25 protein-coding genes and 1 tRNA gene are annotated in these 26235 nt (G+C 55.9%); 15 read left to right on the top strand and 11 right to left on the bottom strand.

Going from position 1 to position 26235, the window contains the following annotated elements; translation table 11 throughout:
• Window positions 1-65: 65 nt before the first annotated feature.
• Complete coding sequence (gene carA, locus ACR0DG_RS10700; protein WP_480697679.1) at window positions 66-1232, bottom strand: glutamine-hydrolyzing carbamoyl-phosphate synthase small subunit; 1167 nt, start codon at window positions 1230-1232, stop codon at window positions 66-68.
• A gap of 184 nt (window positions 1233-1416) precedes the next feature.
• Between carA and ACR0DG_RS10695 the strand changes: the two genes are divergently transcribed.
• Window positions 1417-1902 carry a GatB/YqeY domain-containing protein gene (locus ACR0DG_RS10695; RefSeq protein WP_480697677.1) on the top strand — a complete coding sequence of 162 codons (486 nt, stop codon included), beginning with the start codon at window positions 1417-1419 and terminating at the stop codon, window positions 1900-1902.
• Between the two features lie 24 nt (window positions 1903-1926).
• Here the strand turns inward: ACR0DG_RS10695 and ACR0DG_RS10690 are convergent, their stop codons facing one another.
• From ACR0DG_RS10690 to ctaD, 3 genes are all read right to left on the bottom strand, one after another.
• On the bottom strand, window positions 1927-2418 hold the full coding sequence (locus ACR0DG_RS10690) for a DUF2244 domain-containing protein (protein WP_480697675.1): 492 nt from the start codon (window positions 2416-2418) through the stop codon (window positions 1927-1929).
• 43 nt (window positions 2419-2461) lie between these two features.
• On the bottom strand, window positions 2462-3061 hold the full coding sequence (locus ACR0DG_RS10685) for a DsbA family protein (RefSeq protein ID WP_480697673.1): 600 nt from the start codon (window positions 3059-3061) through the stop codon (window positions 2462-2464).
• Window positions 3062-3198: 137 nt separating this feature from the next.
• Window positions 3199-4857: a cytochrome c oxidase subunit I gene (gene ctaD / locus ACR0DG_RS10680; protein WP_480697672.1), complete on the bottom strand. Its 1659-nt coding sequence runs from the start codon at window positions 4855-4857 to the stop codon at window positions 3199-3201.
• 290 nt (window positions 4858-5147) lie between these two features.
• Here ctaD and ACR0DG_RS10675 point away from each other — a divergent pair, with 290 nt between their 5' ends.
• On the top strand, window positions 5148-5567 hold the full coding sequence (locus tag ACR0DG_RS10675) for an HIT family protein (protein ID WP_480697670.1): 420 nt from the start codon (window positions 5148-5150) through the stop codon (window positions 5565-5567).
• Between the two features lie 310 nt (window positions 5568-5877).
• Here the strand turns inward: ACR0DG_RS10675 and lipB are convergent, their stop codons facing one another.
• Window positions 5878-6540, bottom strand: coding sequence for a lipoyl(octanoyl) transferase LipB (lipB, locus tag ACR0DG_RS10670; RefSeq protein WP_480697668.1), 663 nt, complete (start codon window positions 6538-6540; stop codon window positions 5878-5880).
• A gap of 39 nt (window positions 6541-6579) precedes the next feature.
• Window positions 6580-7239 (bottom strand): DsbA family oxidoreductase, encoded by a 660-nt coding sequence (locus tag ACR0DG_RS10665; RefSeq protein WP_480697666.1) that lies wholly within the window; start codon window positions 7237-7239, stop codon window positions 6580-6582.
• 142 nt (window positions 7240-7381) lie between these two features.
• On the opposite strand from ACR0DG_RS10665, the gene ACR0DG_RS10660 reads away from it, so the two are divergent.
• The 6 genes from ACR0DG_RS10660 to ACR0DG_RS10635 all read left to right on the top strand — a co-directional run bounded on the left by ACR0DG_RS10660 (window position 7382) and on the right by ACR0DG_RS10635 (window position 13673).
• Window positions 7382-7468: transfer RNA gene (locus ACR0DG_RS10660), tRNA-Leu, on the top strand.
• Window positions 7469-7619: 151 nt separating this feature from the next.
• Window positions 7620-8603, top strand: a complete 984-nt coding sequence (locus ACR0DG_RS10655) for a glycosyltransferase family 2 protein (protein WP_480697664.1) — start codon at window positions 7620-7622, stop codon at window positions 8601-8603.
• A gap of 5 nt (window positions 8604-8608) precedes the next feature.
• The gene (locus tag ACR0DG_RS10650; RefSeq protein ID WP_480697662.1) at window positions 8609-9553 is read left to right on the top strand and encodes a hypothetical protein; all 945 of its coding nucleotides are present in this window, start codon (window positions 8609-8611) and stop codon (window positions 9551-9553) included.
• Window positions 9550-11544: a hypothetical protein gene (locus tag ACR0DG_RS10645; protein ID WP_480697660.1), complete on the top strand. Its 1995-nt coding sequence runs from the start codon at window positions 9550-9552 to the stop codon at window positions 11542-11544. Before ACR0DG_RS10650 ends, ACR0DG_RS10645 begins: the two co-directional genes overlap by 4 nt.
• 115 nt (window positions 11545-11659) lie before the next feature.
• Window positions 11660-12658: a glycosyltransferase family 2 protein gene (locus ACR0DG_RS10640; protein ID WP_480697658.1), complete on the top strand. Its 999-nt coding sequence runs from the start codon at window positions 11660-11662 to the stop codon at window positions 12656-12658.
• A 31-nt stretch (window positions 12659-12689) separates the two neighbouring features.
• Window positions 12690-13673 (top strand): hypothetical protein, encoded by a 984-nt coding sequence (locus tag ACR0DG_RS10635; RefSeq protein WP_480697656.1) that lies wholly within the window; start codon window positions 12690-12692, stop codon window positions 13671-13673.
• A 7-nt stretch (window positions 13674-13680) separates the two neighbouring features.
• Here ACR0DG_RS10635 and ACR0DG_RS10630 read toward each other — a convergent pair whose 3' ends face one another.
• Window positions 13681-13983 carry a DUF6476 family protein gene (locus ACR0DG_RS10630; RefSeq protein ID WP_480697654.1) on the bottom strand — a complete coding sequence of 101 codons (303 nt, stop codon included), beginning with the start codon at window positions 13981-13983 and terminating at the stop codon, window positions 13681-13683.
• Here ACR0DG_RS10630 and ACR0DG_RS10625 point away from each other — a divergent pair.
• The gene (locus ACR0DG_RS10625; RefSeq protein ID WP_480697652.1) at window positions 13982-15016 is read left to right on the top strand and encodes an RluA family pseudouridine synthase; all 1035 of its coding nucleotides are present in this window, start codon (window positions 13982-13984) and stop codon (window positions 15014-15016) included. The genes ACR0DG_RS10630 and ACR0DG_RS10625 overlap by 2 nt on opposite strands.
• A gap of 146 nt (window positions 15017-15162) precedes the next feature.
• Complete coding sequence (rpoH, locus tag ACR0DG_RS10620; protein ID WP_480697650.1) at window positions 15163-16059, top strand: RNA polymerase sigma factor RpoH; 897 nt, start codon at window positions 15163-15165, stop codon at window positions 16057-16059.
• 46 nt (window positions 16060-16105) lie between these two features.
• On the opposite strand, the gene ACR0DG_RS10615 is transcribed toward rpoH, so the two are convergent.
• Complete coding sequence (locus ACR0DG_RS10615; protein WP_480697649.1) at window positions 16106-17287, bottom strand: dipeptidase; 1182 nt, start codon at window positions 17285-17287, stop codon at window positions 16106-16108.
• Between the two features lie 130 nt (window positions 17288-17417).
• Between ACR0DG_RS10615 and ACR0DG_RS10610 the strand changes: the two genes are divergently transcribed.
• From ACR0DG_RS10610 to ACR0DG_RS10600, 3 genes are read left to right on the top strand one after another with little or no spacing between them, the layout of a single operon-like run.
• On the top strand, window positions 17418-18392 hold the full coding sequence (locus ACR0DG_RS10610) for a Gfo/Idh/MocA family protein (RefSeq protein ID WP_480697647.1): 975 nt from the start codon (window positions 17418-17420) through the stop codon (window positions 18390-18392).
• A gap of 57 nt (window positions 18393-18449) precedes the next feature.
• Entirely contained in the window at window positions 18450-18719 is a 270-nt protein-coding gene (locus ACR0DG_RS10605; RefSeq protein ID WP_480697645.1) for a DksA/TraR family C4-type zinc finger protein, read from the top strand.
• Window positions 18720-18728: 9 nt separating this feature from the next.
• On the top strand, window positions 18729-19616 hold the full coding sequence (locus ACR0DG_RS10600; protein ID WP_480697643.1) for a DMT family transporter: 888 nt from the start codon (window positions 18729-18731) through the stop codon (window positions 19614-19616).
• On the opposite strand, the gene ACR0DG_RS10595 is transcribed toward ACR0DG_RS10600, so the two are convergent.
• The 3 genes from ACR0DG_RS10595 to ACR0DG_RS10585 form a co-directional block, all read right to left on the bottom strand.
• Window positions 19617-21437: a M3 family oligoendopeptidase gene (locus ACR0DG_RS10595; RefSeq protein ID WP_480697641.1), complete on the bottom strand. Its 1821-nt coding sequence runs from the start codon at window positions 21435-21437 to the stop codon at window positions 19617-19619.
• Between the two features lie 66 nt (window positions 21438-21503).
• A complete protein-coding gene (locus tag ACR0DG_RS10590) occupies window positions 21504-22481 on the bottom strand; it encodes an alpha/beta fold hydrolase (protein ID WP_480697639.1) in 978 nt (325 codons plus the stop codon).
• The gene (locus ACR0DG_RS10585; protein WP_480697637.1) at window positions 22481-22771 is read right to left on the bottom strand and encodes an SCP2 sterol-binding domain-containing protein; all 291 of its coding nucleotides are present in this window, start codon (window positions 22769-22771) and stop codon (window positions 22481-22483) included. Before ACR0DG_RS10585 ends, ACR0DG_RS10590 begins: the two co-directional genes overlap by 1 nt.
• A 31-nt stretch (window positions 22772-22802) precedes the next feature.
• Between ACR0DG_RS10585 and ACR0DG_RS10580 the strand changes: the two genes are divergently transcribed.
• Together ACR0DG_RS10580 and ACR0DG_RS10575 are read left to right on the top strand one after the other, a co-directional pair.
• A complete protein-coding gene (locus ACR0DG_RS10580) occupies window positions 22803-23411 on the top strand; it encodes a tetratricopeptide repeat protein (RefSeq protein WP_480697635.1) in 609 nt (202 codons plus the stop codon).
• Between the two features lie 22 nt (window positions 23412-23433).
• The gene (locus ACR0DG_RS10575) at window positions 23434-26235 is read left to right on the top strand and encodes a helicase-related protein (protein WP_480697633.1); all 2802 of its coding nucleotides are present in this window, start codon (window positions 23434-23436) and stop codon (window positions 26233-26235) included.

Here is a 26235-nt window from a genome sequence, read left to right as displayed (position 1 = left end):
ACACATGACGAGTGTCAGGGATGATCCATTAAGGTTAACACCAGGTTAATCCTTAACGATGTGCGTCAAGCTTGTGCTTTATTCTCAGCCATGGCCTTGGCGAAACGTTCGAACAGGTAAAAACTGTCCTGTGGCCCGGGGGAGGCTTCGGGGTGGTACTGCACCGAGTAAACCGGGCGGTCGGCCATCCGAATTCCGCAGTTCGAGCCGTCAAACAATGAGCGGTGCGTTTCCACAACGCCGTCGGGTAAGGACTGTGCGTCAACAGCAAAACCGTGGTTCATCGAGGTGATTTCGACCTTGCCCGTGTCCAGATCCTTGACCGGGTGGTTTGCGCCGTGGTGGCCGTGGTTCATCTTGACGGTTTGACCGCCCAAGGCCAATGCCAGCATCTGGTGGCCAAGGCAAATGCCAAAGACCGGCAGGTCCGTGGTCTCCAGAACTTCTTTGATCATCGGGACCGCGTATTCGCCAGTTGCCGCTGGATCGCCAGGTCCGTTTGAAAGAAATACACCGTCGGGGTTATGCGCTAGCACTTCGGCGGCCGTCGCCGTGGCGGGCAGGACGGTCACATCGCAACCCGCAGAGGCCAGACACCGCAGGATGTTGCGCTTTGCACCATAATCGATGGCAACAACCTTGTGGGCAGGGTTTTCCTGACGGGGGTACCCATCGGGCCATGCCCACCGCATTTCGTCCCAGCGATAGCTTTGGGCGCAGGTGACTTCTTTCGCGAGGTCCATACCTTCCAGCCCGGCAAACCCACGCGCGGCAGCGACCAAAGACTCGATGTCGAAATTGCCCTCGGGATCGTGGGCCAATGCAACATGCGGAGCGCCTTGCTGACGGATCGCACGGGTCAGGCGGCGGGTATCGACGCCACCGATCGCGATGCGGCCGCGACGCGCAAGCCAGGTTTTCAACTCTTCCGCCGAGCGCCAGTTGGACGGTTCGGTCGGGTCCCATTTGACCACCATGCCAGCGGCAACCGGATCGCCAGTCTCATCGTCTTCGGGGTTCACACCCACATTACCGATATGCGGAAAGGTGAAGGTGACGATCTGACCGGCATATGAGGGATCGGTCATGATCTCCTGATAACCTGTCATGGCGGTGTTGAAACACAGCTCGGCCACTGTTTGGCCGGTGGCACCAAAGCCGATCCCGTAGAACAGTGTACCGTCGGCCAATGCCAGACATGCGGTGGGCTTGGACGGGGCGTTCTGGGCCATGGCGCGACTCTCCTGCAAGGTAAACCGGCGCATACCTAAGGGGGTTACGCCTTTGGGTCAAGCCTGTTCAAATTTTGGGCTATCTATATAAATCAATAACTTAGCCATATTCGTCCCCGGTTGTGTCGCGCTTTTTGTTTCGATATGGTCGGGGTTCCTTTTTCCATGGGGATGGACAGATCATATGGATATGCGTTCGCGGGTGACTTCTGCCCTGAAGCAAGCAATGAAAGACAAGGAAGCTGAGCGTTTGTCGACGCTGCGTTTGATCAATGCCGCGATCAAGGATCGCGATATTGCATCTCGTGCATCAGACAACGAAGAAGCCAAGGGCTGCGGCGATGCCGAGGTTCTTGAAATTCTTGGTAAAATGACGAAACAGCGTAAGGAAAGCGCGCGCGCCTACGAAGAGGGTGGACGGCTGGACCTGGCTGAGCGCGAGCTGCGTGAAGTTGAAGTTATCGAAGAGTTTTTGCCCAAGCAATTGGACGAAGATGAAGTCTCCAAGGCGATTGAAACTGCGATAACCGCCACAGGCGCGGGTTCAATCCGTGACATGGGCAAGGTCATGGGCGAGCTTAAGACGCGCTATACGGGTCAGATGGATTTCGGCAAGGTCGGCCCGATGGTTAAAGACCAGCTTTGCGCATCCGCAAGCGGCGGTTGCTGATCCCAAAAGCACGACAAAGCGTGATTACTGCGCGACTGGTTCGCGCAGTTTTTTTGTAAGCTCATCGTATAAAGAAATCCGTTCTTCTTCAGTAAGAAACGCGCCAATCTCTACCTCACGGCCCTGACCAGACAACGTGACGTAGTTTGGGACCGGTCCGCCGTGTGCGTGCATTTCAGGTCTGGCCCAATAGCGGTTGCAAACCCACTCCTGTGGGCCTTTGCGGGGGTGATGGTGGATCAGCCGCGCCTGGGTGCCGTTCAGTGTTAAAACCTCAAACACACTCCGTGCTTTGTAATTGGCTTGAATCGCGAGCCAAACGCCCAGAACAGTCACAAGCAGGAAGGGCAGCAGGCCCCACAGTACAGCCGATCCCAATACGGCCATCAAAGGGATCAACCCGAACAGGAAAACGGATAGTACGACACGGCCGGCCCATCGCGGTGGCAACGAGTTATGCGGCCAAAGCCGCAATTCTTGTTCAGAAGCTGATGTTTGATTCCACTGATATGGCATGATCTTAAAATAGCGTCACTGCAACGCGTGTCGACGGGTGTAATCAGGTGATGTGGCCAACCCGCGCCCAGGACAATGCATCGTCAAGGCGGTCGTCGCCCCAAAAGACTTCTCCGCGTACGACAAAGGTTGGTGCTCCGAAAACACCCAAGCGTGCAGCCCGGTCAGTGTCGACCTCAAGCGCCGCGACAATATCAGGGCTGCGTGCCCGGGCCAGAACGATGCGTGGGTCCTGCTGGCATCGATGCAGCGCCTCTGTCTGCGCCGCCTCGCTGCCTGCCTCGATCCCATCTTCAAACCAGATGCGGTACAGGTTTTGGGTGAAAGCTTTGCCCCAGCCATCTCGCATTCCAAGCAGGGCGATTTGATTGGCCAGCGCTAGGTCTGACACAGGATAGGGGGCAGGAAGATGGGCGTGCAAGTGGTACTTTGCAGCGCGCCTTTCGATATCGCGCCACATGTAGGCAGACTTGGTGGGTTTTCCCGCAAACGGGATGTTCTGTTGATCCGCCATGATGGTGCGGACGTTGAATGGCTGCCAGCGCACCGACGCGTTGTTTTCGGCGCACCAGTCATCCATGCGCATAATCGTCAGGAAACTATATGTGCTGCCGATTGAGAACCAAAAATCCAATTCAGACATAAGCTACCCCCGGTTTGGCGGGACGTGTCGTCCCTTGCAGGATAGCGGATTTTGCGGGTTTTCGCGACTGTTCCGTGAAAGGGTTGCCGCCAAAGAAAAACCCCGCCGTTTTGGCGGGGTTTTGGTGTTGGTCGGGATTAGTGCGCGTGGCCCTTGTCCCAGTCTTCCTGCTTGGGCAGCTGCTCGAACGTGTGTTCGGGCGGCGGCGTGGGCAGGGTCCATTCCAGCGTGTCTGCGTATTCGTTCCAAGGGTTCGGACGTGTTTCTTTCGCGCCGCGGAAGAGGGCGTAGAAAACGATGCCGAAGAACAGCAGGAACGAAGCAAACGAGATGAACGCACCGATCGACGATACAAAGTTCCACTGGGCGAACGCTTCGGGGTAGTCGATGTAGCGACGTGGCATGCCCTGACGGCCCAGGAAGTGCTGCGGGAAGAAGGTCAGGTTTGCGCCGATGAAGAACATCCAAAAGTGGATTTTGCCCCAGAACTCGGAATACTGACGGCCCGTCATCTTCGAGAAGTAGAAGTAGACGCCCGCAAAGATCGCAAATACGGCACCCAAGCTCATCACATAGTGGAAGTGCGCAACGACGTAGTACGTGTCGTGATAGGCGCGGTCTACACCGGCCTGCGACAGAACCACACCGGTCACACCACCAACGGTGAACAGGAACAGGAAGCCGAAGGCGAACAGCATCGGAGTTTTGAACTCAATGGACCCGCCCCACATGGTTGCGATCCACGAGAACACCTTAACACCGGTTGGAACCGCGATGACCATCGTGGCCAGCATGAAGTAGGCTTGCTGACGCAGCGACATGCCAACGGTGTACATGTGGTGCGCCCAAACGACGAAGCCCAGAACACCGATCGCGATGATTGCCCAGACCATCGGCAGGTAACCGAAGATCGGCTTGCGTGCGAAGGTTGCAATCACGTGGCTGATGATGCCGAAACCGGGCAGGATGACGATGTACACTTCGGGGTGGCCGAAGAACCACAGGATGTGCTGATACAGGATCGGGTCACCGCCACCGGCCGGATCAAAGAACGTAAAGCCGAAGTTGCGGTCCATCAGCAGCATGGTGATCGCGCCGGCAAGAACGGGCAGGGACAGAAGAATCAGCCACGAAGTGACGAAGATCGACCAGCTGAACAGCGGCACCTTGAACAGTGTCATGCCCGGGGCACGCATGTTCAGGAACGTGGTGATCATGTTGATCGCGCCGAGGATCGAGGAGGCGCCCGATACGTGCACGGCGAAGATCGCAAGGTCCATGGACATGCCGCCCTCGGTCGTGGACAGCGGTGGGTAGAGAACCCAGCCAACGCCCGAACCAAGCTGATCGTTACCACCGGGGCTCAGCAGCGAGGCCACGCCCAGCGAGGTACCAGCGACATACAGCCAGAAGGACAGGTTGTTCATCCGCGGGAACGCCATGTCCGGCGCGCCGATCTGCAACGGCATGAAATAGTTGCCAAATCCGCCGAACAGAGCGGGGATGACAACGAAGAACATCATCAGAACACCGTGATAAGTGATCATAACGTTCCACAGGTGCCCGTTGGGGGTACATGGGTCGGCCATAAAGCCTTCAAGGCACATATACTGCACACCGGGGTGCATCAGCTCGAGCCGCATATATACGGTCATCGCCACCGAGATAAACCCGGCAAGCGCCGAGAAGATCAGGTAGAGAATCCCGATGTCCTTGTGGTTGGTCGACATGAACCAGCGCGTGAAAAACCCACGGTTGTCTTCATGATCGTGACCATGAATGGCTGCGTCTGCCATTATAGGTGCCTCCTGTTGCAACTGCACCGCGCAGCCAGACCTCTCCGGCGCGCGGGATTCCTGCTGGTTTTAGAATGCGAAAGAGGCGCCTTCAATGGTCGAGTTTGATCTGGATCAAGAATAATTGTCGCGGGCAAGGCAGGAACCTGCGCGATTTCGACCTAAAGCATTGCAGATCTGGGTATCACATATGAAAATTCAAGCCCTCGAAAATCTGGGCGAATTCGCGGCTTGACCCTTGCGAGGTGGCACAGCAGTACTTGTTTCAACGCTGAAATCGGAGAACTGACATGACCGCCTATGACCCCGACAATATCTTTGCCAAGATTCTGCGCGGTGAAATCCCGTCAACGAAAGTCTATGAAGACGACGAGACATTGGCGTTCATGGACATCATGCCAAGATCTGATGGCCATTTGCTGGTTATCCCGAAAACACCATGTCGGAATCTTCTGGACGCCACGCCAGCGCAACTGGCCGCGGTCGCGTCCACGACACAGAAACTGGCCAAAGCGGTTGTGACGGCGTTCGATGCTGATGGTGTGACGGTTCAGCAGTTCAATGAAGCCGCGGGCGGGCAGGAGGTGTTCCACCTCCATTTCCACGTTTTACCCCGTCATGAGGGTGTCGCCATGCGCGCGCCGGGGAATATGGGGGATTTTGAGCAGATCGCCCAGCACGCCGAGAAAATCAAAGCTGCTCTTGCTTAGAAGATTTGAGGTTGGCCTTGCTGAAAAAGAATTGCCGTTCCGATTTGGGGTCGGAACGGCAGACTCGTTAACAAGAACTTTTCCGACCTCATGGGATACCCCATGCTTACCGGTTTAACACACCACTCACTCTCGAACGGTAGGATCATATTAGCCGCGAATTTGCGGCCTGTATTCACTTGAGTGGATTTTAGGTAAATTTAGCTGTTTTGAGGCTTCCAGCGCGTAAGCTATTGCCCTGAAATGGAAACAGAGCAGATTGGTAGCCTCTGATTGTTCACCAAACTACCCAGATTGAGCGATTCGTCTGTTATGTATTTGGCGAATTTGAGGCAAAGATATCGTAAAATGTTTTGCGCAGCGCTGTATCTACATCTTCCATCGTGACGGGCAGTCCAAGATCGACCAGAGACGTCACGCCGTGTTCGGTGATGCCGCAGGGCACGATCCCCGTGAAATGGTCCAGATCCGGCTCGACGTTGATCGATATCCCATGAAAGCTGACCCACTTGCGAAGGCGCAAACCGATTGCTGCAACCTTGTCTTCCGCAGGTTGACCGGAAACTGTCAGGGGTTTGTCGTCGCGGCGCACCCAAACACCAACACGCCCATCTCTGATCTCTCCGGTTACGTTAAACTCGGCCAGCGAAGCGATGACCCATTCTTCCAGCTGTTTGACAAAGAGGCGTACGTCTCGGCCGCGTTTGTTCAGGTCTAACATGACGTATGCAACCCGCTGACCCGGCCCGTGATACGTGTATTCACCGCCGCGCTTGGACGTGTAAACAGGAAAACGGTCGGGATCGGTCAGGTCTTGGGGCTTTGCCGATGTTCCCGCCGTATAGAGTGGCGGGTGTTCCAGAAGCCAAACGCATTCGTCGGCAACGCCCGCTGAGATATCGGCGACGCGTGCCTCCATAAAAGCCACGGCATCGTCATACTCGGTCAAGCCGTCTGTTATCTTCCATTCCATGGCGGTGTCATATCGTGCGTGTGCAGCAAGGGAAAGAGGTCAGGCAGCCTCGGCCAGGCAGCGCTGCAAAACCTGTGCGTAGGTGGGTGTTCCTTGTGCGCCGGTCAAAAGGTATTTTCCGCCAAAAACCATGGACGGAACGCCGGATATCCCACGGCTGGTCCAAAACTGTTGTTTTTCCCGCACCGGCGCGATGTGCGCACCAGACGTGAGTGCCTCATGTGCGGTGTCCCGATCCAGCCCGGCGGTTTCTACGGCGTTCAGCAGGACCTTCGTATCCGAAACATCCTGACCATCAGTGAAATAGGCCTGGAACAACGCAAGCTTCAGCGGGTGCTGACGCCCTTGCGCCTCGGCCCAGTCCAACAATTGATGCGCCGCGAACGTGTTTACGATCCGGCTGTCGTCGCTAAAATTAAAGGTGAACCCAAGTTCCGAACCTAGTTGCGTCAGCCTTTCGCGGGCCTGCTGACTTTGTTCGGCGGTCGAGCCGTATTTCTCCATGATATGCTCACGCAGGTTTTGGCCCTCGGGCGGCATGTTCGGGTTCAGCTCAAAAGGGTGCCATCTGAGCTTGGCCAATACGTTTTCCTGCTGCAGCGCCAGATCCAGCTGTCTGAAGCCCACAATACACCAAGGACAAACGACGTCAGATACGACATCCACCTGAACGACGGGGCGAGGGTCTGGCGTTGTCATGCTAAGGCTCCTGACTGGGCGGATGTATTGAATTTCATGCTACAGATATGAATGGGGAACAGGAAATCAATCCGGCGTGTTTTTGCCTCTTCACATCCCGTTCCGCACCGTCTATATGCGCCTCTACCAAGTCACAGACAGTGCGGTCGTGGCGGAATTGGTAGACGCGCAGCGTTGAGGTCGCTGTGGGGTAACTCCCGTGGAAGTTCGAGTCTTCTCGACCGCACCATTCCCTGAAAATCTGGCAGTGCAAATTTAACGAAACACCGTGTAGAGATGCACCAGTTTCGGGTTCACTAATGTTGCCTGCAATTCCTGTCTCGCTCGTCTGGTCACGGATGTGTATGACTTGAACTCAAGACCACTCGGGAAAGGTGCAGATGTCTCAGGCCATCACCATATTCACGACAATGAAAAACGAAGGCCCCTACATGTTAGAGTGGGTGGCTTTCCACAAGTCCCTGGGGGCCGATCATTTTGTGATCTTTACCAACAGTTGCGAAGATGGAACCGATGACATCGCGCGTCGATTGCAGGAACTGGGTATCGCGACGCACGTTTCCAACGAGGTAAAAGAGGGCGGTAACCCGCAGCACCAGATGCTTCGGCGTGCACGGCGCCAGCCGAAGGTGAAAGAAGCCGACTGGCTCATGTGTCTGGACGTCGACGAGTTTTGGAACATACGCTGCGGGGACAACAGTTTTCATGCCCTGATCGAAGAGGTCGAGCAGCGTTCGGGCCAACCTGTGGATGCGATTTCGTTCGCGTGGAAGCTTTTTGGAAGTTCTGGAAATATCAGTTTCGAAGATAAACCGGTGACCGAGGCTTTCTCGATGGCGGATCTTGCTTATCCACATCATTCAGGTCGTGCGTACGGACTTAAGACCTTGTTCCGAAACAACGGCAAATTTACGCGATTTGGCCCCCATCGGCCCAAGGGCTTCACGGAGGAGGGGGCCGCCGATATTGCGTGGTCCGATGCAGGCGGTAAGCTGTTCCCGGCAGATAAGGTTGGCTGGCGTGCCTGGCGGAACTTCGATCACTCCCTTGGTCGTCTTCACCATTACTCTGTTCGGTCCTTGGACGGGTTCTTGATCAAGCGCGACCGTGGCAGGACAAACCACATCCGGGTGGACCAAGGGCAGTCCTACTGGCAAGACATGAACGCCAACAAAGAACTGGACCAGTCGATCCTGCCCGCGGCGCAGCGAGCGGCCCCGGTTCTGGCAGAACTGAAATCAGACCCCAAGCTAAGAGAGCTACATGAAAACGCCTGTGACTGGCATCGGGCGAAGGTTACAGAAATAAAAATGCGCCCGGATTGGATCGAATTCCGCGCTTGGCTGGCAGAGAACCTGATCTGACGGCAATGGCAGAGGATCTTTCGAAACAGCAACTCAAACCCGACCACCCCGATCGTAAGACGGGATATGAGCGTATTTTGACGGATCCCGCACCACCTTGGTTCGTCGAACTGTATCCGGGTGGCGATGGAAAAGGCTTTCTGCAGAAACTGGAGCGTCATTCGGTTCTGTTTCATCACCGATCGGCCACGCAGCTTGTGGTCAGTTTCGACAATATCGCGAATGCCAATGACCTGTCTTTCGCGCGTGAACCATGGGGTTGGAAATTCTTCCGTGACGAAGGGTGGTCGCATATGGGGGTCTTTGCGCGCACCAAGGCGTGGTACCGCGACCCGGAAATCATCACCTATTTTCAAACCAAGGCAGCCGAAGGTTTTTTTGACCAATTCGACCGGGTTGTCTTTGCCGGCGCGTCTATGGGCGGGTTCGGGGCGCTAACTTTTTCAAGCCTGGTGCCCGGGTCGATAGTGATCGCCTTTAACCCCCAGACGACGCTGGATGAACGCCTTGTGCCGTGGGAGCCGCGCTATCGCTTTGGCCGGGTGCAGGATTGGGATTTGCCGATAGCTGATGCGGCGAAAACCGTGTCCAACGCAAGCAAGGTTTACGTCTTCTATGACCCGTTTTTTGATCTGGACCGGCAACAGGTTCAGCGCCTGCAAGGGGACAACGTCCATCTACTGAAGACGTGGTTTTCGAACCATTTCGCGGCCCCGATGTTGCGCAAGTTGGACATCCTAAAACCTATTATGTTGGCGGCGATGAACGGATCGCTTGAACCAGATGCGTTCTATAAGATGATGCGAGCCAGACGCCGGCTGCCACTGTACATGCGTGGAATCGAAGCCCACTGCGGTGATCGCCATCCCGTGCTCACACAACGCGCACGCCAAAGGTTCAGGCACCTGCGCCGACAAGCCGCGGCCAATGCGGAAAAGGATCCCGCATGAACGGTGCCAAAGGCGTCTTTATCGGCCAACGTAAGGATCGCATGGGTGCAAGACTGCTCATGATGTTGACCTGCATTCGTTTGGCCGAGGATTTTGGGACGACGTACAAGGTCAACTGGTTTCCGCAAGGCGCAGACGCCCCGGAATTGGACCAACCTGATGAGCTGTTTAAGCAAGATTGGATGCGCAAGCACTTTTTGAAAACGGCTCAATTCGAAAAGCTCAATCGCAACACAAAGCCGGTGTGGGCATTTCTGGGCGATCCATCACCTGACCGCCTGATCGCGCATCTGAATGCAGGTCACTCGGTGCTGGTTGAGGAGGGGTTCGAAGTTCTGGCCTTTCCTTGGGAAGACATTGAAGCAATCCGCCCCCGGTATCGCGATTTCATTCATCGGATCGGATTCACCGATGAAATCCGAGCGGTGATGGATCGCGCGGATAAGATGCTGACAGGGCAGGGCGTCTCTGCCTATCACATCCGTCGCGGTGATATCTTGAACGGGCTTCCATGGAAGCACACGACCTGGCCAGCAAAGATCGAGCCCGAAGAACTTTATGAGGCTCATCTTGAGAAAAGCGGCGGGCAAAAGGCGATCATGTTTTCGGACCAGCCAGAACTAATTGCTCGGTTTCAGAAACGTTTCCCCAACCTTATGCAGATGTCAGATATCGCCGACTTATCAATGATGACACGCGCCAAGCGGGATTTCCTTGAGCTTTATACGATGTCGCGTGCTGATCAGGTAATTGCCCCGTATATATCGGCGTTTTCCATGGCCGCCGCCCGCATTTCCGGGCGCCAGAGGCTGATTTTCAAAGAAGTTCTCTCGGCTGCGGAGATGTCCTGCGCAACAGAGCGTGTTATCGACCGCGTCGCAGAGGGGCCAAGTACGTTTCTAAACAAATCCGAGGCGGCACACATATATGCAAAAGCCGCCCAGTACTTGTGTGCGCAGGACCAGATCGAGCGCGCATATGACTTGGCCGAGCCGATACTTGCTGAACAACCGGACAATGCGTTTCTTCCGATGCTACAAGCCCTGAATTGCTTTTACATGTCCAGATGGAAAGAAAGCGGTGCTCTTTGCAAAGGGGGGTTGGAAAACCCCAACCTCTGGCCTGAGGATTTCGCAGTTCTAACTGCTTTGTATGCCGCGACGTTGGGCGCGCAAAAGAAACGCTGGTCAGCAGGGCGACAGCTGGCTCGGGCTTTTTGGGCCAAGCCGTTGCGTCCGGATGTGGTCGTTTTGGGTTCTAGGATGCTGTACCGTGACCAGATCCCATACCGGTTGTTTCCACCCGTAGACTGGAGGTTGCAAAGAGATATCCGACAGCGGCGATTTCCACCCTTTAACAACCTGTATTTGTTGCAGCACAAAGTTATCGTTCGGCAGCCCTGCAATTTTGATATGATACTTCTGGACTGGGCTGAGCTTTCAACCGATCAAAAGGCACACAGACTGGTTCAGGATTCTGTGCGTTTGGAACGGTTGCACACCGCTTTGATCAATGCCAAACGTGTGGAGAAAGCTGACCCAGGCGCTGAAAGCTTGAATGCTGTACTACAGTTTCATTTGGGTGGCATATCTTCGTCAGCAGCTATTGATACTACCCGGGCCTGTATTGCTAAGCACCCGGAAAACCCCATCTATCATATGCGTTTGTCGCGAGTTTATGAGAACGAAGGCGAGCTAAACAGTGCGCAGCGTTCAATGGCTGAAGCAGTCGCATGTGACCCAGAAAACCCTTTTTTGATATTTGCTATGGGGCGGGTTCTTGAGAGAGCGGGATCAGACGAAAAGGGTCAAAATCAGATTCTGAATGCAGCTGAACTGGATCATGTCACGGCTGCGATACAGGGTGCGGCAGGGCAAATTTCGCTCAAACGCGGCGATAAAATTGCGGCGCGTCGATATTTGCAGAAAGCACATGATCTTTATCCACACTATAAGCGGTACGCCAACCAACTAAGACGCGCGCAGGGCTAAGAGTGAGTCGATATTTTTTCCCCTTCGCTAGCGTCTTGGATATGAATGTCATTCCAATTATGGTGGCAAAAAACACGATGCGCTGGTTTTGTCGGATCGTGTCTAGGAGAATAAAATGGTCGGGCAGGACCCAAGGTATGTAAGCATCACCCCAATGAAGAATGAGGGGCCATTTGTTCTGGAATGGGTGGCCCATAATCGGGCGATTGGTGTTGATCAGATTGTGGTGTTCACCAATGACTGTTCGGACGGGTCGGATGCCTTGCTTCAGCGCCTGGATGAGACGGGCTTTGTCACCCATGTCGACAATAATTCACACCGCAAAAACAGCCCTCAGAAAAGGGCGTACAACCGATTTCTAAAGATGGAGTTTGCGCGACCTCAGGACTGGGTCATCGTGATCGATGCAGATGAGCATATCAACGTCAAAACGGGTGACAACACGCTGCGGGCTTTGACCAACGCAATCCCGGATGCAAAGACAATTTCGATGACGTGGCGTTTGTTCGGAAACGCTGGCGTCGTTCAGTACGAAGATCGCTTTTTGTCCGATCAATTCCGCCAAGCCGCGCCAGAGCGGATTTTCCGCCCTCCGCAAGCTTGGGGTCTGAAAACGATGTTCCAGCGCGAGATTTGGGATGGTTTGGGGGTTCATCGACCAAAACGCCCGACTGTCGCGACAATGCAAGACTGCCACTGGTACAACGGATCCGGGGAACTTATGCCAGAGCGTTATTTTGATAGTAGCTGGCGCTCGGCCCGCGACTCGGTCGGTTATGATCTGGTGCAGGTGAACCATTATGCGTTGAAGTCTTGCGAGAGCTATCTGGTCAAGAAAATGCGGGGACGAGCGCACCATTTGGGCGAAAGTCTGGGTTTGGAATACTGGAATACCATGAACCAGAATGCCGAAACCAACACATCAATCGACGCCGTTCTGGATCGAAAACGCGCAATTTACTACGAGATGTTGTCAGATTCCGAGACAGCGCGCCTGCATCACATGTCCTGTGATCAGCATCGTCAGCAGATTGCTCAATTGCGGGAAATACCTGAAATGCAAGAGCTTTTGCGTCAAATGACATCAGATGTTTCCGCAAGTGCGGCGGTGTGATGGTCGCTTAGATGATGGTGGGACGCATCTGATGCTCTGGCTGCATTTGGGGATGCCCAAGACTGGAACCACGGCTTTACAGGCGTTTTTGCGGGGCAAACCAGACCTTCTGAACGATATCGGGCTTCGATACATGGAGACGGGCCGGCGCAGGTTAGAGGGCAGTTCTCGCTTGGCGATCAGCCACAACATCGTCGCCTTTCATATGAACCAAAGCGATCAGCCGATGGACCCGTTCCGGACGGCAATGACATCCGAGTTCGACGCATACTCTGAACAGACCTGCCTTGTATCATCCGAGATGTTCTATTCCTGCGATCTGGCCAAGTTGGCTCAGGTTTTTTCGGAAATCCCGGCTCGTGAGATGAGGATAACGTTCTATTGTCGCCGGTATTCCGAATTCTTCGAAGCCGATTACAAGCAACGCGCAAAGAACGGTCGGATTTCGGTTATCGGTACGCCCTATATCCGCGAACAGCTGTCGCAAATCGAAAGCGACCCACAAAGGTACAGCTTTGCTTTCAAGCTTGGTCAGATACGGGCAGCCTTTCCAGGTGTGACCGTGGTGCCGCTTTTGTATGAGCGGTCCCAGATGATCCGCGGTCATGTCGTGGACGATTTTCTGACGCGTATTGGTACGCCATTGCCCGATGGGTATGTGACGGATCAAACCTCGAACCCATCGCAATCACGGGCCGCAAGCGAGGCGTTCGGGATCGTCACGCGTGCGGTGGGACGCAAGCGAAGCCGCCAATTGCGGCGGTTGGCACCGGACGATCCGGTGATGATCCGCCGGAATGATGTTCTTGAGCCAAATGAACGCGCGTGGCTGGATGAATTCATGGCAGGGAAAGATCGCGCGTTCCATCAGGAATTCTTTGCCGATTCAGCGGAAATGTTCCCTCCCAAACAGCTCAGCGCAGAGGACGAAGGGTTTCGCCGGGATACAGCAGAAGAATACGCCGCGCTGAAAGAAGCGTCTGAGATCGTGTTCAGAATGGCGCTGGACGCGTAAAGTCCGGTTAATCGACCGTAATTTCCTGACGCTGACGACCGGTCGTTTTGTCAAAGATCAGGATGCGATTGTCGTCGGTGACTACAGCGTACCAGTTGCTGCCGATTGTCAGAGCCTCTGCTTTTGCGCCATCCGGTAGGTCGATTTGGTCCGGAAGGGTGGGGGTTCTGTCCGTTAGCCGGATGACAATCAGGGCGAATGTCACTAGAACCCCGCCAATCATCACCGCGGTCAGCAGCATGACCATCCGTCTCAGCAATTTCAGCTGCGGCGTTTCTATCGGTTCTTGAGGCTCGGAAGGGACAGTCATGGGCACTCGCCAGATTGAATTTCAGATCGCGGCTGATCCGCCGCCTCGCCTTGATAAGGCGCTTTCCCGAGATGTTCCAGCCGAGGAAAACCTCTCGCGCACGAGGTTGGGGCGGCTGATCGAAGAAGGGGCGGTCCAAATCGACGGTGCCGAAATCCGCGATCCGAAGGCCAAAGTGGTCGAGGGCACGCGCGTGGTCATATCCGTCGCCGAAGCAGAAGACAGCCATATTGGACCCGAAGACATTCCGCTGAATGTTGTCTTCGAGGATGGTGACCTGATCGTTCTTAATAAACCGGCTGGAATGGTGGTTCATCCTGCTCCGGGTTCGCCAAACGGAACGCTTGTGAATGCACTGCTGCATCATTGTGGTACAGAATTGTCCGGTGTCGGCGGCGTAAAGCGGCCCGGAATCGTGCATCGAATAGACAAGGAAACCAGTGGGTTACTTGTTGTTGCGAAATCTGACGCCGCGCATCATGGCCTTGCCGCCCAGTTCGAAGCCCACAGTGTCGAGCGGTACTACAGGGCCGTCTGTTACGGTGTTCCCGATGCCAATGATCCAAGGTTGCGTGGCGTTAAAGGGGTCAGTTTCGAGCCCGGCAACATCATGCGCCTGACCACGCAATTGGCTCGGCACAAAACGGATCGTCAAAAACAGGCCGTTCTGTTCCATGGCGGTCGGCACGCCGTAACGCGGGCACGGGTGGTCGAGGTATTTGGCACACCGGCTGGTCTTGCCTTGGTCGAATGTTGGCTGGAAACTGGCCGAACGCATCAAATTCGCGTCCATATGGCCCATGCTGGCCACGGGTTGGTCGGGGATCCTGTCTACGGCGGCAAAAGAAAGCTGGCATCGAAAACCTTTAGCGCGGATGTCGCCGAGGCGGTACGCAGTTTCCCACGGCAGGCACTTCACGCAGCTGTTCTGGGGTTCGAACACCCTGTGACAGGCGAATATTTAAGGTTTGAGGCGGATTTGCCTGGCGATATGGAAAATCTGATTGATAAGCTGAGAACACCCCTGACATAATGTGCAAACAGTTGTGAGTAACGCGTTCTTATCTTTCCTTTATCCATCGTTAATTCCAAACTGTTAACGGTACCTCTTGAATGGAATGGGATGACCTCCCATATCCTATGTTAACAACTTAAACATTTGTCGGAGGGACATGAATTATGGCAAATTACGCAAATCTCCCCGCGCCGACGCCGGAAGGCGGTCTGAACCGCTATATGCAGGAAATTCGCAAATTCCCCCTGCTGGAGCCGGAAGAAGAGTATATGCTGGCCAAGCGTTGGGTCGAAGAGCAAGATACTGAATCAGCTCATAAAATGGTTACGTCGCACCTACGACTGGCGGCTAAGATCGCGATGGGATACCGTGGTTATGGTCTGCCACAGGCCGAAGTAATCTCTGAGGCCAATGTGGGTCTTATGCAGGCGGTGAAGCGGTTTGACCCTGAAAAGGGCTTCCGTCTGGCAACCTATGCGATGTGGTGGATCCGCGCCTCGATCCAGGAATATATCCTGCGGTCCTGGTCACTGGTGAAATTGGGCACGACCTCGGCGCAGAAAAAGCTGTTCTTCAACCTGCGCAAAGCCAAAGCACGTATCGGTGCATTGGAAGAGGGCGACTTGCGCCCCGAGAATGTCGCTCAGATCGCCAATGACCTTGGCGTGACAGAAGAAGAAGTCATTAGCATGAACCGCCGTATGTCCGGTGGCGATGCCTCGCTGAACGCGACCGTCGGGTCCGAAGGCGAGGGCACCATGCAATGGCAGGACTGGCTTGAGGACGAAGACGCGGATCAGGCCGGTGACTATGAGGCCCGGGATGAACTTGATGCGCGGCGTGAGCTTTTGGCCGCAGCGCTTGAAGTTCTGAATGACCGCGAGAAGGATATTTTGACTCAACGTCGCCTGATGGATCAGCCGGTCACGCTCGAAGAGCTGAGCACGCAGTACAACGTCAGCCGCGAACGTATTCGTCAGATCGAAGTCCGTGCTTTTGAAAAGCTGCAAAAGAAGATGCGGGACCTTGCGCGTGAAAAAGGAATGTTGGGCGCGATGTAACGCACGCCCAACTCAACGAACAGCCCGCCGATTTCGGCGGGCTTTTTTATTGGGCCAGTTGCTGTCTGAAGACACGCACCATGTTCTCGCCCATCACTTTGCGAACTTGGGCTTCGCTCAGGCCTTCGGCCAGCAAGGCTGACGTCAGCGCAGCCAACTCAGAAGTATCAAAAGCGGTTTCCACAGATCCGTCATAGTCAGACCCCAGTGACACGTGGTCTTCGCCCAGTGTTTCGACGGCGGCCTTGATCATCTTTGCAATACCGGCGGGTGTAATGTCGCCACAGGTCACGTCGGCCCAATATCCCATACCGATCACGCCCCCGGTTGCTGCGATGTCCTTCATTAGGTCATCAGGATAGTTGCGCTTGACGGCACAAAACCCGTGCAATCCACCGTGACTTACGATCAAAGGAGCGTCGGTCAGGGCCAGTACATCCCGGGCAACCTGTGGGCTGGAATGGGCCAGATCGATTACAACTGGCATGGTGGCCAGTTCAGCGACCACCGCGCGCCCGAATTCGGTCAAACCGCTGTCTTCGTGACCGTGCAAAGAAGCCCCCAAGGCGTTGTCAAAAAAGTGCTGTAGTCCAAAAACCCTGTGCCCGGCGTCGAATATGTCTTGGAGGTTCGCCATATCGCCCTCTAACGCATGCGCACCCTCGATCCCCAGAATTCCACCGACCACAGCCTCACCATTCGCCTTTGCCGCCAAAACGGCATCCAGATCGGCGCGGGACTTGACGATTTTGAGCTGACCGTCCGAGGTTGCCTCGAACCGATGCAGTTTCTCCGCTTGATAAATGGCGCGCTCTTTGAGGCTGTTCCAGGTACGCAACGGCCACCGCTGGCCGATCGCAAGAAGGGTGATATTGTCGAAAGCCTCAGCAGAATTGGCTTCGTAGTTTTGACCCGCGGGGGATTTCGTAACCGCCGTGAATACTTGCAGTGCAACATTGCCTTCGATCAGGCGGGGGATGTCCACCTGACCGCGCGTTCCGCGTTTCGTCAGATCGCGGCTCCACAGCAAAGGGTCTGCGTGAAGGTCTCCGACGATCAACTTTTTGTGTAGCGCGGCTGCTTCTTCCGCGACCGCATAGGGGTCGTGCTCGATCACGTTGTTCCGTGTGGACTCGATGTAAGGTGGCAAAAACACGAAGAAAACGATCAAACCGGCGATGATTGCCACAACCACAAACCCGGCGACCCATTTCAAGAATCTGCGCATCTGCTCTTCCTTCCGACATCCCAGCGCAGACTACGCGGGATTGGGGCTTAGAAAAGCCTGACTTTGCGTCGGGTGGTTGATAAACAGGCTTCTGTCTGCCGCACCAGCGGCAAGAAAAGGAGGGGACATTATGCAAAAACCAGTTCAATGGGGCGTTTTGGGCGCGGCCAATTTCGCACGTCAATTTATGGCACCAGCAATTCACGGGGCAGACGGGGCGCGCCTTGCAGGGCTGGCAACGTCCAGCGCCGAAAAAGCGGAACCTTTCCTGTCATTTTGTCCTGATCTGACTGTGTACGACAGCTATGACGCTCTGCTGGCAGACCCGCAGATCGACGCGGTTTATATCCCGCTGCCGAACCACATGCATGTGGAGTGGAGCCTGAAAGCCTTGGATGCAGGCAAGCACGTTTTGTGTGAAAAGCCGATGACGATGCAGGGGTCTGAGTTCGACGCACTGATCAAAAAGCGCGATGAGACCGGTTTGCTTGCGGCCGAAGCCTACATGATTGTTCACCACCCGCAGTGGCAGTTTGCACGCAAGCTCATTGCAGATGGTGCAATTGGCAAACTGGTACACGTGACCGGAGCGTTCAGCTTTGATAACCGCGAAGACACCTCAAACATCCGCAACCGGGCCGAGACCGGCGGTGGTGGTCTGCGCGATATCGGCGTTTATGTCATCGGCAGCGCCCGCTTTGCGACGGGGCAAGAACCGGTCAGCGTTCAATCGGCTATCCGCTGGGAAGATGGGATCGACGCGTTCACTGAAATTCGCGCCCAGTTCCCGGACTTTACCTATTCCAGCTACGTTTCGATCCGCATGCACCCCTACCAAGAGATGCTGTTCCACGGTGAAGGTGGTGTCATCCGTCTGACCGCACCGTTCAACGCCCGCGTTTTTGGAGAAGCCAGGGTTGAACTGCACCGGCCGGGGCTTGAGGTGCAGGTCACGCGGTTCCCAGGTGATGATCACTACAAACTGCAGGTCGAGGCGTTTTGTAGATCTGTCCGCGAAGAGGTCGAGTACGCTTGCCCGCTGGAGTTCTCGCGCGGCACGCAGGAAATGATCGACCGCGTGTTCGAAGGGGCTGTTTCGCTCTGACTTGCCACGTTGTGCCCGGCTGAACTAATCTGGCTGTCACCTGAACAGGAGGCATCTATGGCTGGCGGCTGGGCGCGCGACGGCGCTGTGAGTGAACAGATCGAAGCGTCCATTTCGGACGAGCTTGCTCGGATGAGGGCAAACAAACGACCTGTTGGAGAGAGCCTGACCCACTGCGCGGAATGCGAAGAGCCTATCCCGGAAAAACGACGCCTCGCTTTGCCGGGGGTGAAGTTGTGTCTGGAGTGTCAGCAGGAACGGGACGGAGCCTTCAAGTTGCGCGCTGGGATCAACCGGCGCGGCTCCAAAGATAGTCAGTTGAAATAGGCGTTGAGGATGAAGCGCACCAAGACGTCAAATGCTTTCATGCAAAACGGTTTGGTGCTGGGGTTTCTGGCTGCTTTCTTGTGGGGCACGCATAGCGTTATCGCTCGATACCTGACGAACGATCTGGGCGGGTTGCAGATCGCCGTCTCACGGTTGTTTATCGCCGCGTTGGCGATCTATGGATTGCTAAAGCTGATGCGGGTGCCTGCGCGAATTCAACTGGGCGACTGGAATTTCCGCCTGGCCGTTCTTTCGACCGTCATCAACTACATTTTTTTCCACATAGGGTTGGAATACACGGGCGCCGCCAATGCGATAGTGTTGGAGAATACGGCCCCATTCTTCGTATTGGTTTTCTTGTACTTTTTCGCTGACGCTCCGGTAACGCGTGTGGATGTACTGGCCACAGGCCTGGCAATTTTGGGCGTTTTCCTGACCGTCTTTCGCGATTTTCAGGGCGGAGGAGACCCGCTGTTCGGTGACCTACTGGAAATCGGTGCAGGTCTCAGCTGGGCGGTGTTTCTGATTTGCAGCAGCCGGGCGATGCGCAGCTCTCAGTCGACGGGTGAGAGGTTGAATTTCCTGTTTGGTATCTTCGTGTGCTCAGGCGTTCTGCTGCTGCCGATGGCCATGTTTTCCCTGCAAGTTCCCACAGTGAATGACGTGGTATTTTTGATCCTGCTGGGAATGTTGCCGACCGCGTTAGCCTATTACCTGTGGTACGAGGCGGCAGCGCGCGTTTCCACGTTGACCGCAACGCTGATGTTTGCAGCCTCGGTGGTGTTTACGTTCATAAACTCTGCTTTGTTTTTGGGGGCTGCAATCACGCCGATCGCAGCCCTCGGGGCTGTACTGATCGTGGCCGCAATATTCCTGACGACCAAGAACCAGAAGTGATCAGCCTTCCATCGCTTCAAGCTCGTCAATAAAGCCCGAAATCATCGACAAACCTTTGTCCCAGAACTGCGGATCGCTGGCGTCCAGTCCGAACGGGGCCAGAAGTTCTTTGTGGTGCATAGAGCCACCGGCGCGCAACATGTCAAAGTATTTGTCTTCGAAGCCTTCAGCGCCGCTTTCGTAGACAGAATAGAGCGCGTTTACGAGGCCGTCCCCAAAGGCGTAGGCATAGACATAGAATGGCGAGTGTACGAAATGCGGGATATAGGCCCAGAATGTCTCGTACCCTTCCATGAACTCAAATGCGGGCCCAAGACTTTCGGCTTGCACACTCATCCACAGCGCATTGATATCGTCTGGTGTCAGTTCACCTTCGCGTCGTGCGGCATGCAGCTTGCATTCAAAGTCATAAAACGCGATCTGGCGGACCACCGTGTTGATCATGTCTTCGACCTTTCCGGCTAGCAGAACCTTGCGCTGTTCCGGCGTTTCAGCCTTATCCAGCATTTTGCGGAAGGTCAGCATCTCGCCAAAGACCGATGCAGTTTCGGCCAGCGTGAGCGGGGTGGAGGACAACATCTCACCCTGACCCGCGGCCAATACCTGGTGGACACCATGGCCCAATTCATGCGCCAGTGTCATCACATCGCGCGGTTTGCCCAGATAGTTCAGCATCACATAGGGGTGGACGTCCGTCACGGTCGGGTGCGCGAAGGCACCGGGCGCTTTGCCGGGTTTGACGGCCGCATCAATCCAGCCTTTCGAGAAGAAGGGCGCTGCGATCTCACCCATGCGGGGATCGAACGCGTTATAAGCCTCCATCACCATTGTTTCGGCTTCGTCCCAGCCAACGATGCGCGTGTCTTCCATCGGCAGCGGAGCGTTACGGTCCCAGACCTGCATGACATCAAGGCCCAGCCATTTCCGCTTTAGCTCATAATAGCGGTGACTCAGTTTGGGATAGGCGGCTACCACAGCTTCGCGCAGGGCTTCGACCACTTCGGGCTCAACATCGTTCGAAAGATGGCGACCGGTTTGGGCCGTAGGCATGTTACGCCAGCGGTCGACGATTTCCTTTTCCTTTGCCTGTGTGTTGTGTACGCGCGCGAATGTTTTGATGTTGCTTTGGAAAACGCGGGCCAATTCTTGCGCCGCAGTTTCGCGTTTGGAACGGTCCTGTTCTGTCAGCAGGTTGAGCGTGCCCTCGATGTTCAGTTCTTCGCCATCGATATCAAAGGTCAGCCCGGCAATGGTCTCGTCGAACAGGCGTTCCCATGCGTCACCTACGACGCCCAGATCGTGCATGAATTTTTCAAGCTCGTCCGACAATTGGTACGGCTTCATTGCGCGGATTCGGCGGAAAACAGGCTCATACCGGGCCAAGTCGGTGTTTGCATCGAAGTGACCCTGTAAAACCCCATCATCAATGCGGTTGATTTCCAGGGTGAAGAACACCAGCGGGGTCGTGAAGATGGTGATCTTTTCCTGCATATCCGACAGGAATTTTGCACGGTCAGCGTCCGTAGTCAGCTGGTAATAGCGCAGTCCGGCAAAGGACATGATCCGACCGGCGATGGCGTTGATCTTTTCGTTGCGCAGAACGCATTGCAAAAGGTCATCAGCACTCAGGCCAGCCAGCTTGCCTTCGTAGTCCGATGCGAAGGCCGCGCATTCAGCCTCCAGCCATTCCAGATCACGCGACAGTTCGGGCGCGTCTTCCGAACTGTAAAGATCGGTCAGGTCCCATTCCGGAAGGTTGCCAAGGTTGTCGGCTCCACCGATTGCATTTGCGTCACGGACGGGGAAGGGAAGGTCGCGCATGGATCACCTCGAAAATCTGCATTGGCAAACATCTAGGGCCGCAGGACAAGGATCACAAGCAGGGTCTTAGCCCGGGATGGCGGGTTCGCTTGATTGCTCGGGCTGGACAGCCAGGAAATGCGCGGTCAGTTGGTCGAAAATCGGGCCACGAACGCTGGGAGGTTCCATCAAAACCTCGTGTTCGCCATCAGGTATTTCAACCAGAGTGCCACTTGGCCAGTTCGCCATGCGCGCGCGAATGGCTTTGCGGTCCACGATTTGTTCGTGGGTCCCAAGATATGTCAGGCAGGGTATGGTCGGTGCGGTTTGCTCCATCAACCAGGCGCATTCGTCCAACGCCTCGCGCAGCCAGATCGTCGACGGTGCACCCAAGGCCAGCTCCGGGCAGGCGGTCAGCTGGTCCTGCATCATTTTGTACATTTCCGGGTCGCGCGTCAGCACATTGCCTTCGAAAGGTTGGGACAGCACATAGCTTTCAAGGCTGGTCGTCGGAGGTGTTTTCTCACCCAGTCCGAACCGAGGACCCCAATACGCAGTTAACCGGCTGAGAGGTTTCATCAACGGTGTGAAGAAAATACCCCACATCGGGCCGGTAAAGGCGCAAGTTGCGAAACAATTGTTTTCCAGCGTCGCTCGCAACCCGATTGCACCGCCCATCGAGTGACCGATGACGTGCCAAGGTTTCGGCAATCCAAGCTCGGCCGCCAGATCAAGCACGACCTGCACGTCTTTCTGGTAGTCGGATATCTTTTCAACATGACCGACGCGGGGGTCGTCCAGCAGGCGGTCAGCCAGACCTTGACCGCGCCAGTCGATCGCCATGAACGCAAAGCCGCGGCCAACGAATTCATTTGCCGCGTCTCCGTATTTCTCGATGTATTCGGTGCGTCCGGGAAACATCAGAACAGTGCCACGGCTTTCGCCTTGCGGCAGCCAATGTCCCGCACGAATGCGAATACCGTCGGCGGTGCGCAGCCAATGGGCCTGTCCACCGGCGGGTACGCCGGCCAAGTCTTCAAAAAAGGGGGCCGGCGTCAGTTCCATCAGGCCAGCGCCGATGCCAGTTGCATGGCAACACCCATGTCGCCGTCCACCGTCAGTTTGCCAGACATGAACGCACCTGTGGGGTTCAGTTCGCCGCTGAGGATTTGCTCGAACGTATCTGCGTCCGCGCTCATGGTGACGTCTGCATCCTCATCGCTGACCCGCGCACCTGCGCCGTCCAGCACAATCGCGCCCAGACCTTCAATGGCAAACTTGGCGGATGCACCAAAGCCGCTGTCGGCCAGTTTTTCGTTCAGAGCCGCTGCCGCTTTTTCCAGAGTGTCGCTCATGTTCTTCCTCACTTTGATTTGAGCGTCGGGAATGGACATCCCGATACGCTACGCTACACTGACCGTTGTTATGAGCATTGCAAGCACCAATCTCAAAGGTATCGTTGCGGCACTTGTCGCCGTAGTGATGTTTTCCACGCCTTCTTCCGCGCAACAGGCGGATTCGAGGGACGAAGCTGAGCTATTGCAGCAACTGGCGCAATCAACCCCGGAACAAGCAATTGGCATCGACCGTCAGCTCAAGTCGCTGTGGTCGCTTTCGGGTTCTGCTTCGGCTGACCTGCTGCTAGAGCGCGGCCGCGACGCATTGGATGATGGGGATACGAAAGCCGCGATAGAACATCTTACGGCATTGACAGACCACGCGCCGGACTTCGCTGAAGGTTGGCACATGCGTGCGTCGGCATTCTTTGGAGTTGAGCGTTTTGGATTGGCGGCTGCTGATCTGGAATATGCTTTGACGCTGAACCCGAACCATTACGAAGCCATATACGGGCTAGGTCTGATTTTTGAGATCATTGGTCAGCCCGACAAAGCCTTTGCGGCGTATGAGCGTGCGTTGGCTATACATCCCCATCACGAAGAAGTAACCAATGCGGTGAATCGACTTAAGCCATCGGTCGAGGGATCAGCCCTCTGAGAAGCCGAGGCAGGGGGCAAAGGTGAGCGGGTCATCCCGAATCGTGGCCGTACTTGGCCCAACCAATACAGGTAAAACCCATTACGCGATTGAGCGGATGCTGGGCTACCGGACCGGTGTCATCGGTCTGCCGCTGCGCCTTTTGGCGCGCGAGGTCTATGACAAGATCGTCGCTATTCGTGGTCCATCCGTGGTCGCGCTGGTTACCGGGGAAGAGCGCATCGTGCCGCCCCGCACTCAGTATTGGGTCTGCACGGTTGAGGCTATGCCCGAAGGCATGGGGGCCGACTTCGTCGCCATCGACGAAATTCAGCTTTGTACCGACCCTGAACGCGGCCATGTCTTTACGGACCGCCTGTTAAGGTCCCGTGGCACGAACGAAACGCTGTTTCTGGGCTCGGACACCATGCGCGGCCCGATTGCAGCCCTTGTGCCCGAGGCACAGTTCGTGCGGCGCGAGCGGATGTCGCAACTGGTCTATGCCGGGTCCAAGAAAATCAGCCGAATGCCACCGCGCAGTGCCATAGTCGGGTTCTCGGTCGACAGTGTGTACGCCATCGCGGAACTTCTGCGTCGTCAAAAGGGTGGGGCGGCTGTGGTGATGGGGGCCCTCAGTCCTCGGACGCGAAATGCGCAGGTGGATCTCTATCAGAATGGCGAGGTCGACTATCTGGTCGCTACGGATGCCATCGGTATGGGGCTGAACCTGGATGTGAACCATGTGGCGTTCTCATCCCTGACCAAATTTGATGGCCGACGGATGCGGCCTTTGGCGCCCAATGAGCTGGCTCAGATCGCCGGTCGCGCCGGTCGCGGAATGTCCGATGGCACGTTTGGCGTCACCGGTGAGGCCCCACCGCTGGATGATGGCGTCGCACAGGCAATCATGGACAGCCGCTTTACGCCGATGAAAAAGCTAAACTGGCGGAATGCCGCCTTGCGGTTTGGCTCGATCGAGACGCTGATCGACTCGCTTGAGGTTGGTCCGGACAACGAACACCTGATCAAGGCGCGTCCGGCCGACGACCTGAACGTGCTGAAGTCTCTGTCTCAGGTAACCGAGGTGATAGCGCGCGCGAGCGATCCCCAATCCGTGCGTTTATTGTGGGATGTGTGTCGAATCCCTGATTTCCGGGGCATCAGCCATTCAGAACACGCCAGCCTGCTTGAGGTCATTTTCGGCCACCTGCACGAGCGGAACTCGGTCCCAGATGACTTCATGGCGCGGCAAATCCGCCGGATTGACCGCACCGACGGGGATATTGATGCACTGTCCAAAAGGTTGGCTTATATTCGCACCTGGACATATGTTGCGCAACGAAACGGTTGGGTGCGTGACGAATCCCATTGGCGCGAGGAAACGCGCACTGTAGAAGACAGATTGTCAGACGCTCTTCACGATCGTTTGACACAGCGATTTGTGGACCGGCGCACATCCGTATTGCTGCGCCGGCTCAAACAGAAGGAGGCCCTTTTGGCCGAAGTAAATGATAAGGGTGAAGTGACCGTCGAGGGTGAATTCGTCGGTCGTCTTGAAGGGTTCCGGTTCATTCCGGACAAGGCTGCGCAGGGGACCGAGGCGAAAGCTTTGAAATCGGCGTCCTTGCAAGCCCTCGCGCCGCAATTTCATCTGCGTGCCGACCGTTTCTACAATGCGCCCGATACTGAAATAGATTTCACTGAACAAGGCGGCCTGATGTGGGGCGAATATGCAGTCGGCAAACTGGTCGCCGGTGCTGAGCCTCTGAAGCCCATGGTCGAGGTTTTTGTGGACGAGGCCGCAGGCCCCGATGTCGAGCAGAAAGTGCAGCGCCGGTTGCAGCATTTCATCGACCGCAAGATCGCTGCGCTGTTCGAGCCGCTGCTGAACCTGTCTCGCGATGAAGAACTCGCCGGGCTGGCCAAAGGATTTGCCTTCCGCATGGTCGAGGCGCTGGGCGTGCTACCGCGTGCACAGGTCGCGCAAGAGGTCAAAGATCTGGATCAGGATGCTAGGGGGGCTCTGCGTAAGCACGGTATCCGGTTCGGCCAGTTCACGATCTTCATGCCGCTGCTGCTGAAACCTGCGCCAACGCGTTTGCGCCTGGTTCTTTGGGCGTTGTCGAGCGGCCTTCAGGAATTTCCTGAGGCACCCCCTCCGGGCCTCGTTACTGTCCCGGTGGCCAAAGATGCGCCACAAGGTTACGACACCATGTGCGGGTACCGCGATGCGGGCGATCGCTCGATCCGTATCGACATGCTGGAACGGCTTGCCGATATGTTGCGGGCTGAGGACAGTCGAGGTGGTTTCGAAGCCAAGGCTGATATGCTGTCGATCACCGGTATGACGTTGGATCAGTTCGCCGATCTGATGCAGGGTCTGGGTTACAAGGCCGAGCGCGGCGAGCGAGAAAAAATCAAATTGACGCCCGCAGAAACGCCAGCGGCAGACACGGCTGAACAAGCTATTGCCGAAGAAACCCCAGCACCGGAAGCACCGGTTGAAGAAGTCGCGGCGCCTGCCGAGGCGTCAGCCGAGGCTACCGAAAACACCGAGGCGGCAGCCGAGGCTCCGGCCAGTGAAGAGCCCGAGGTCGAGGTCTTCTATACCTTCACTTGGGGCCGTCAGCGACAGCAGAACCGTGGCCCTCGCCGTGAACACGGGCAGGGCAAGGGCAAGCCGCGTGGCAAACCTCAGCAGGGGCGCGGAAAACCGCATGGCAATAAGGGCGGCAAACCGCAAGGCGCCAAGTCCTTCTCGTCCCGTCCGCCCAAGAAAGAGAAAGCCATTGATCCCGACAACCCATTTGCGGCTGCGCTTATGGGGTTGAAGGACGGCAATTAA

It is taken from the genome of Ruegeria sp. BG8 (assembly GCF_056538325.1).
This window is presented reverse-complemented; position numbering and strand designations above follow the sequence as displayed.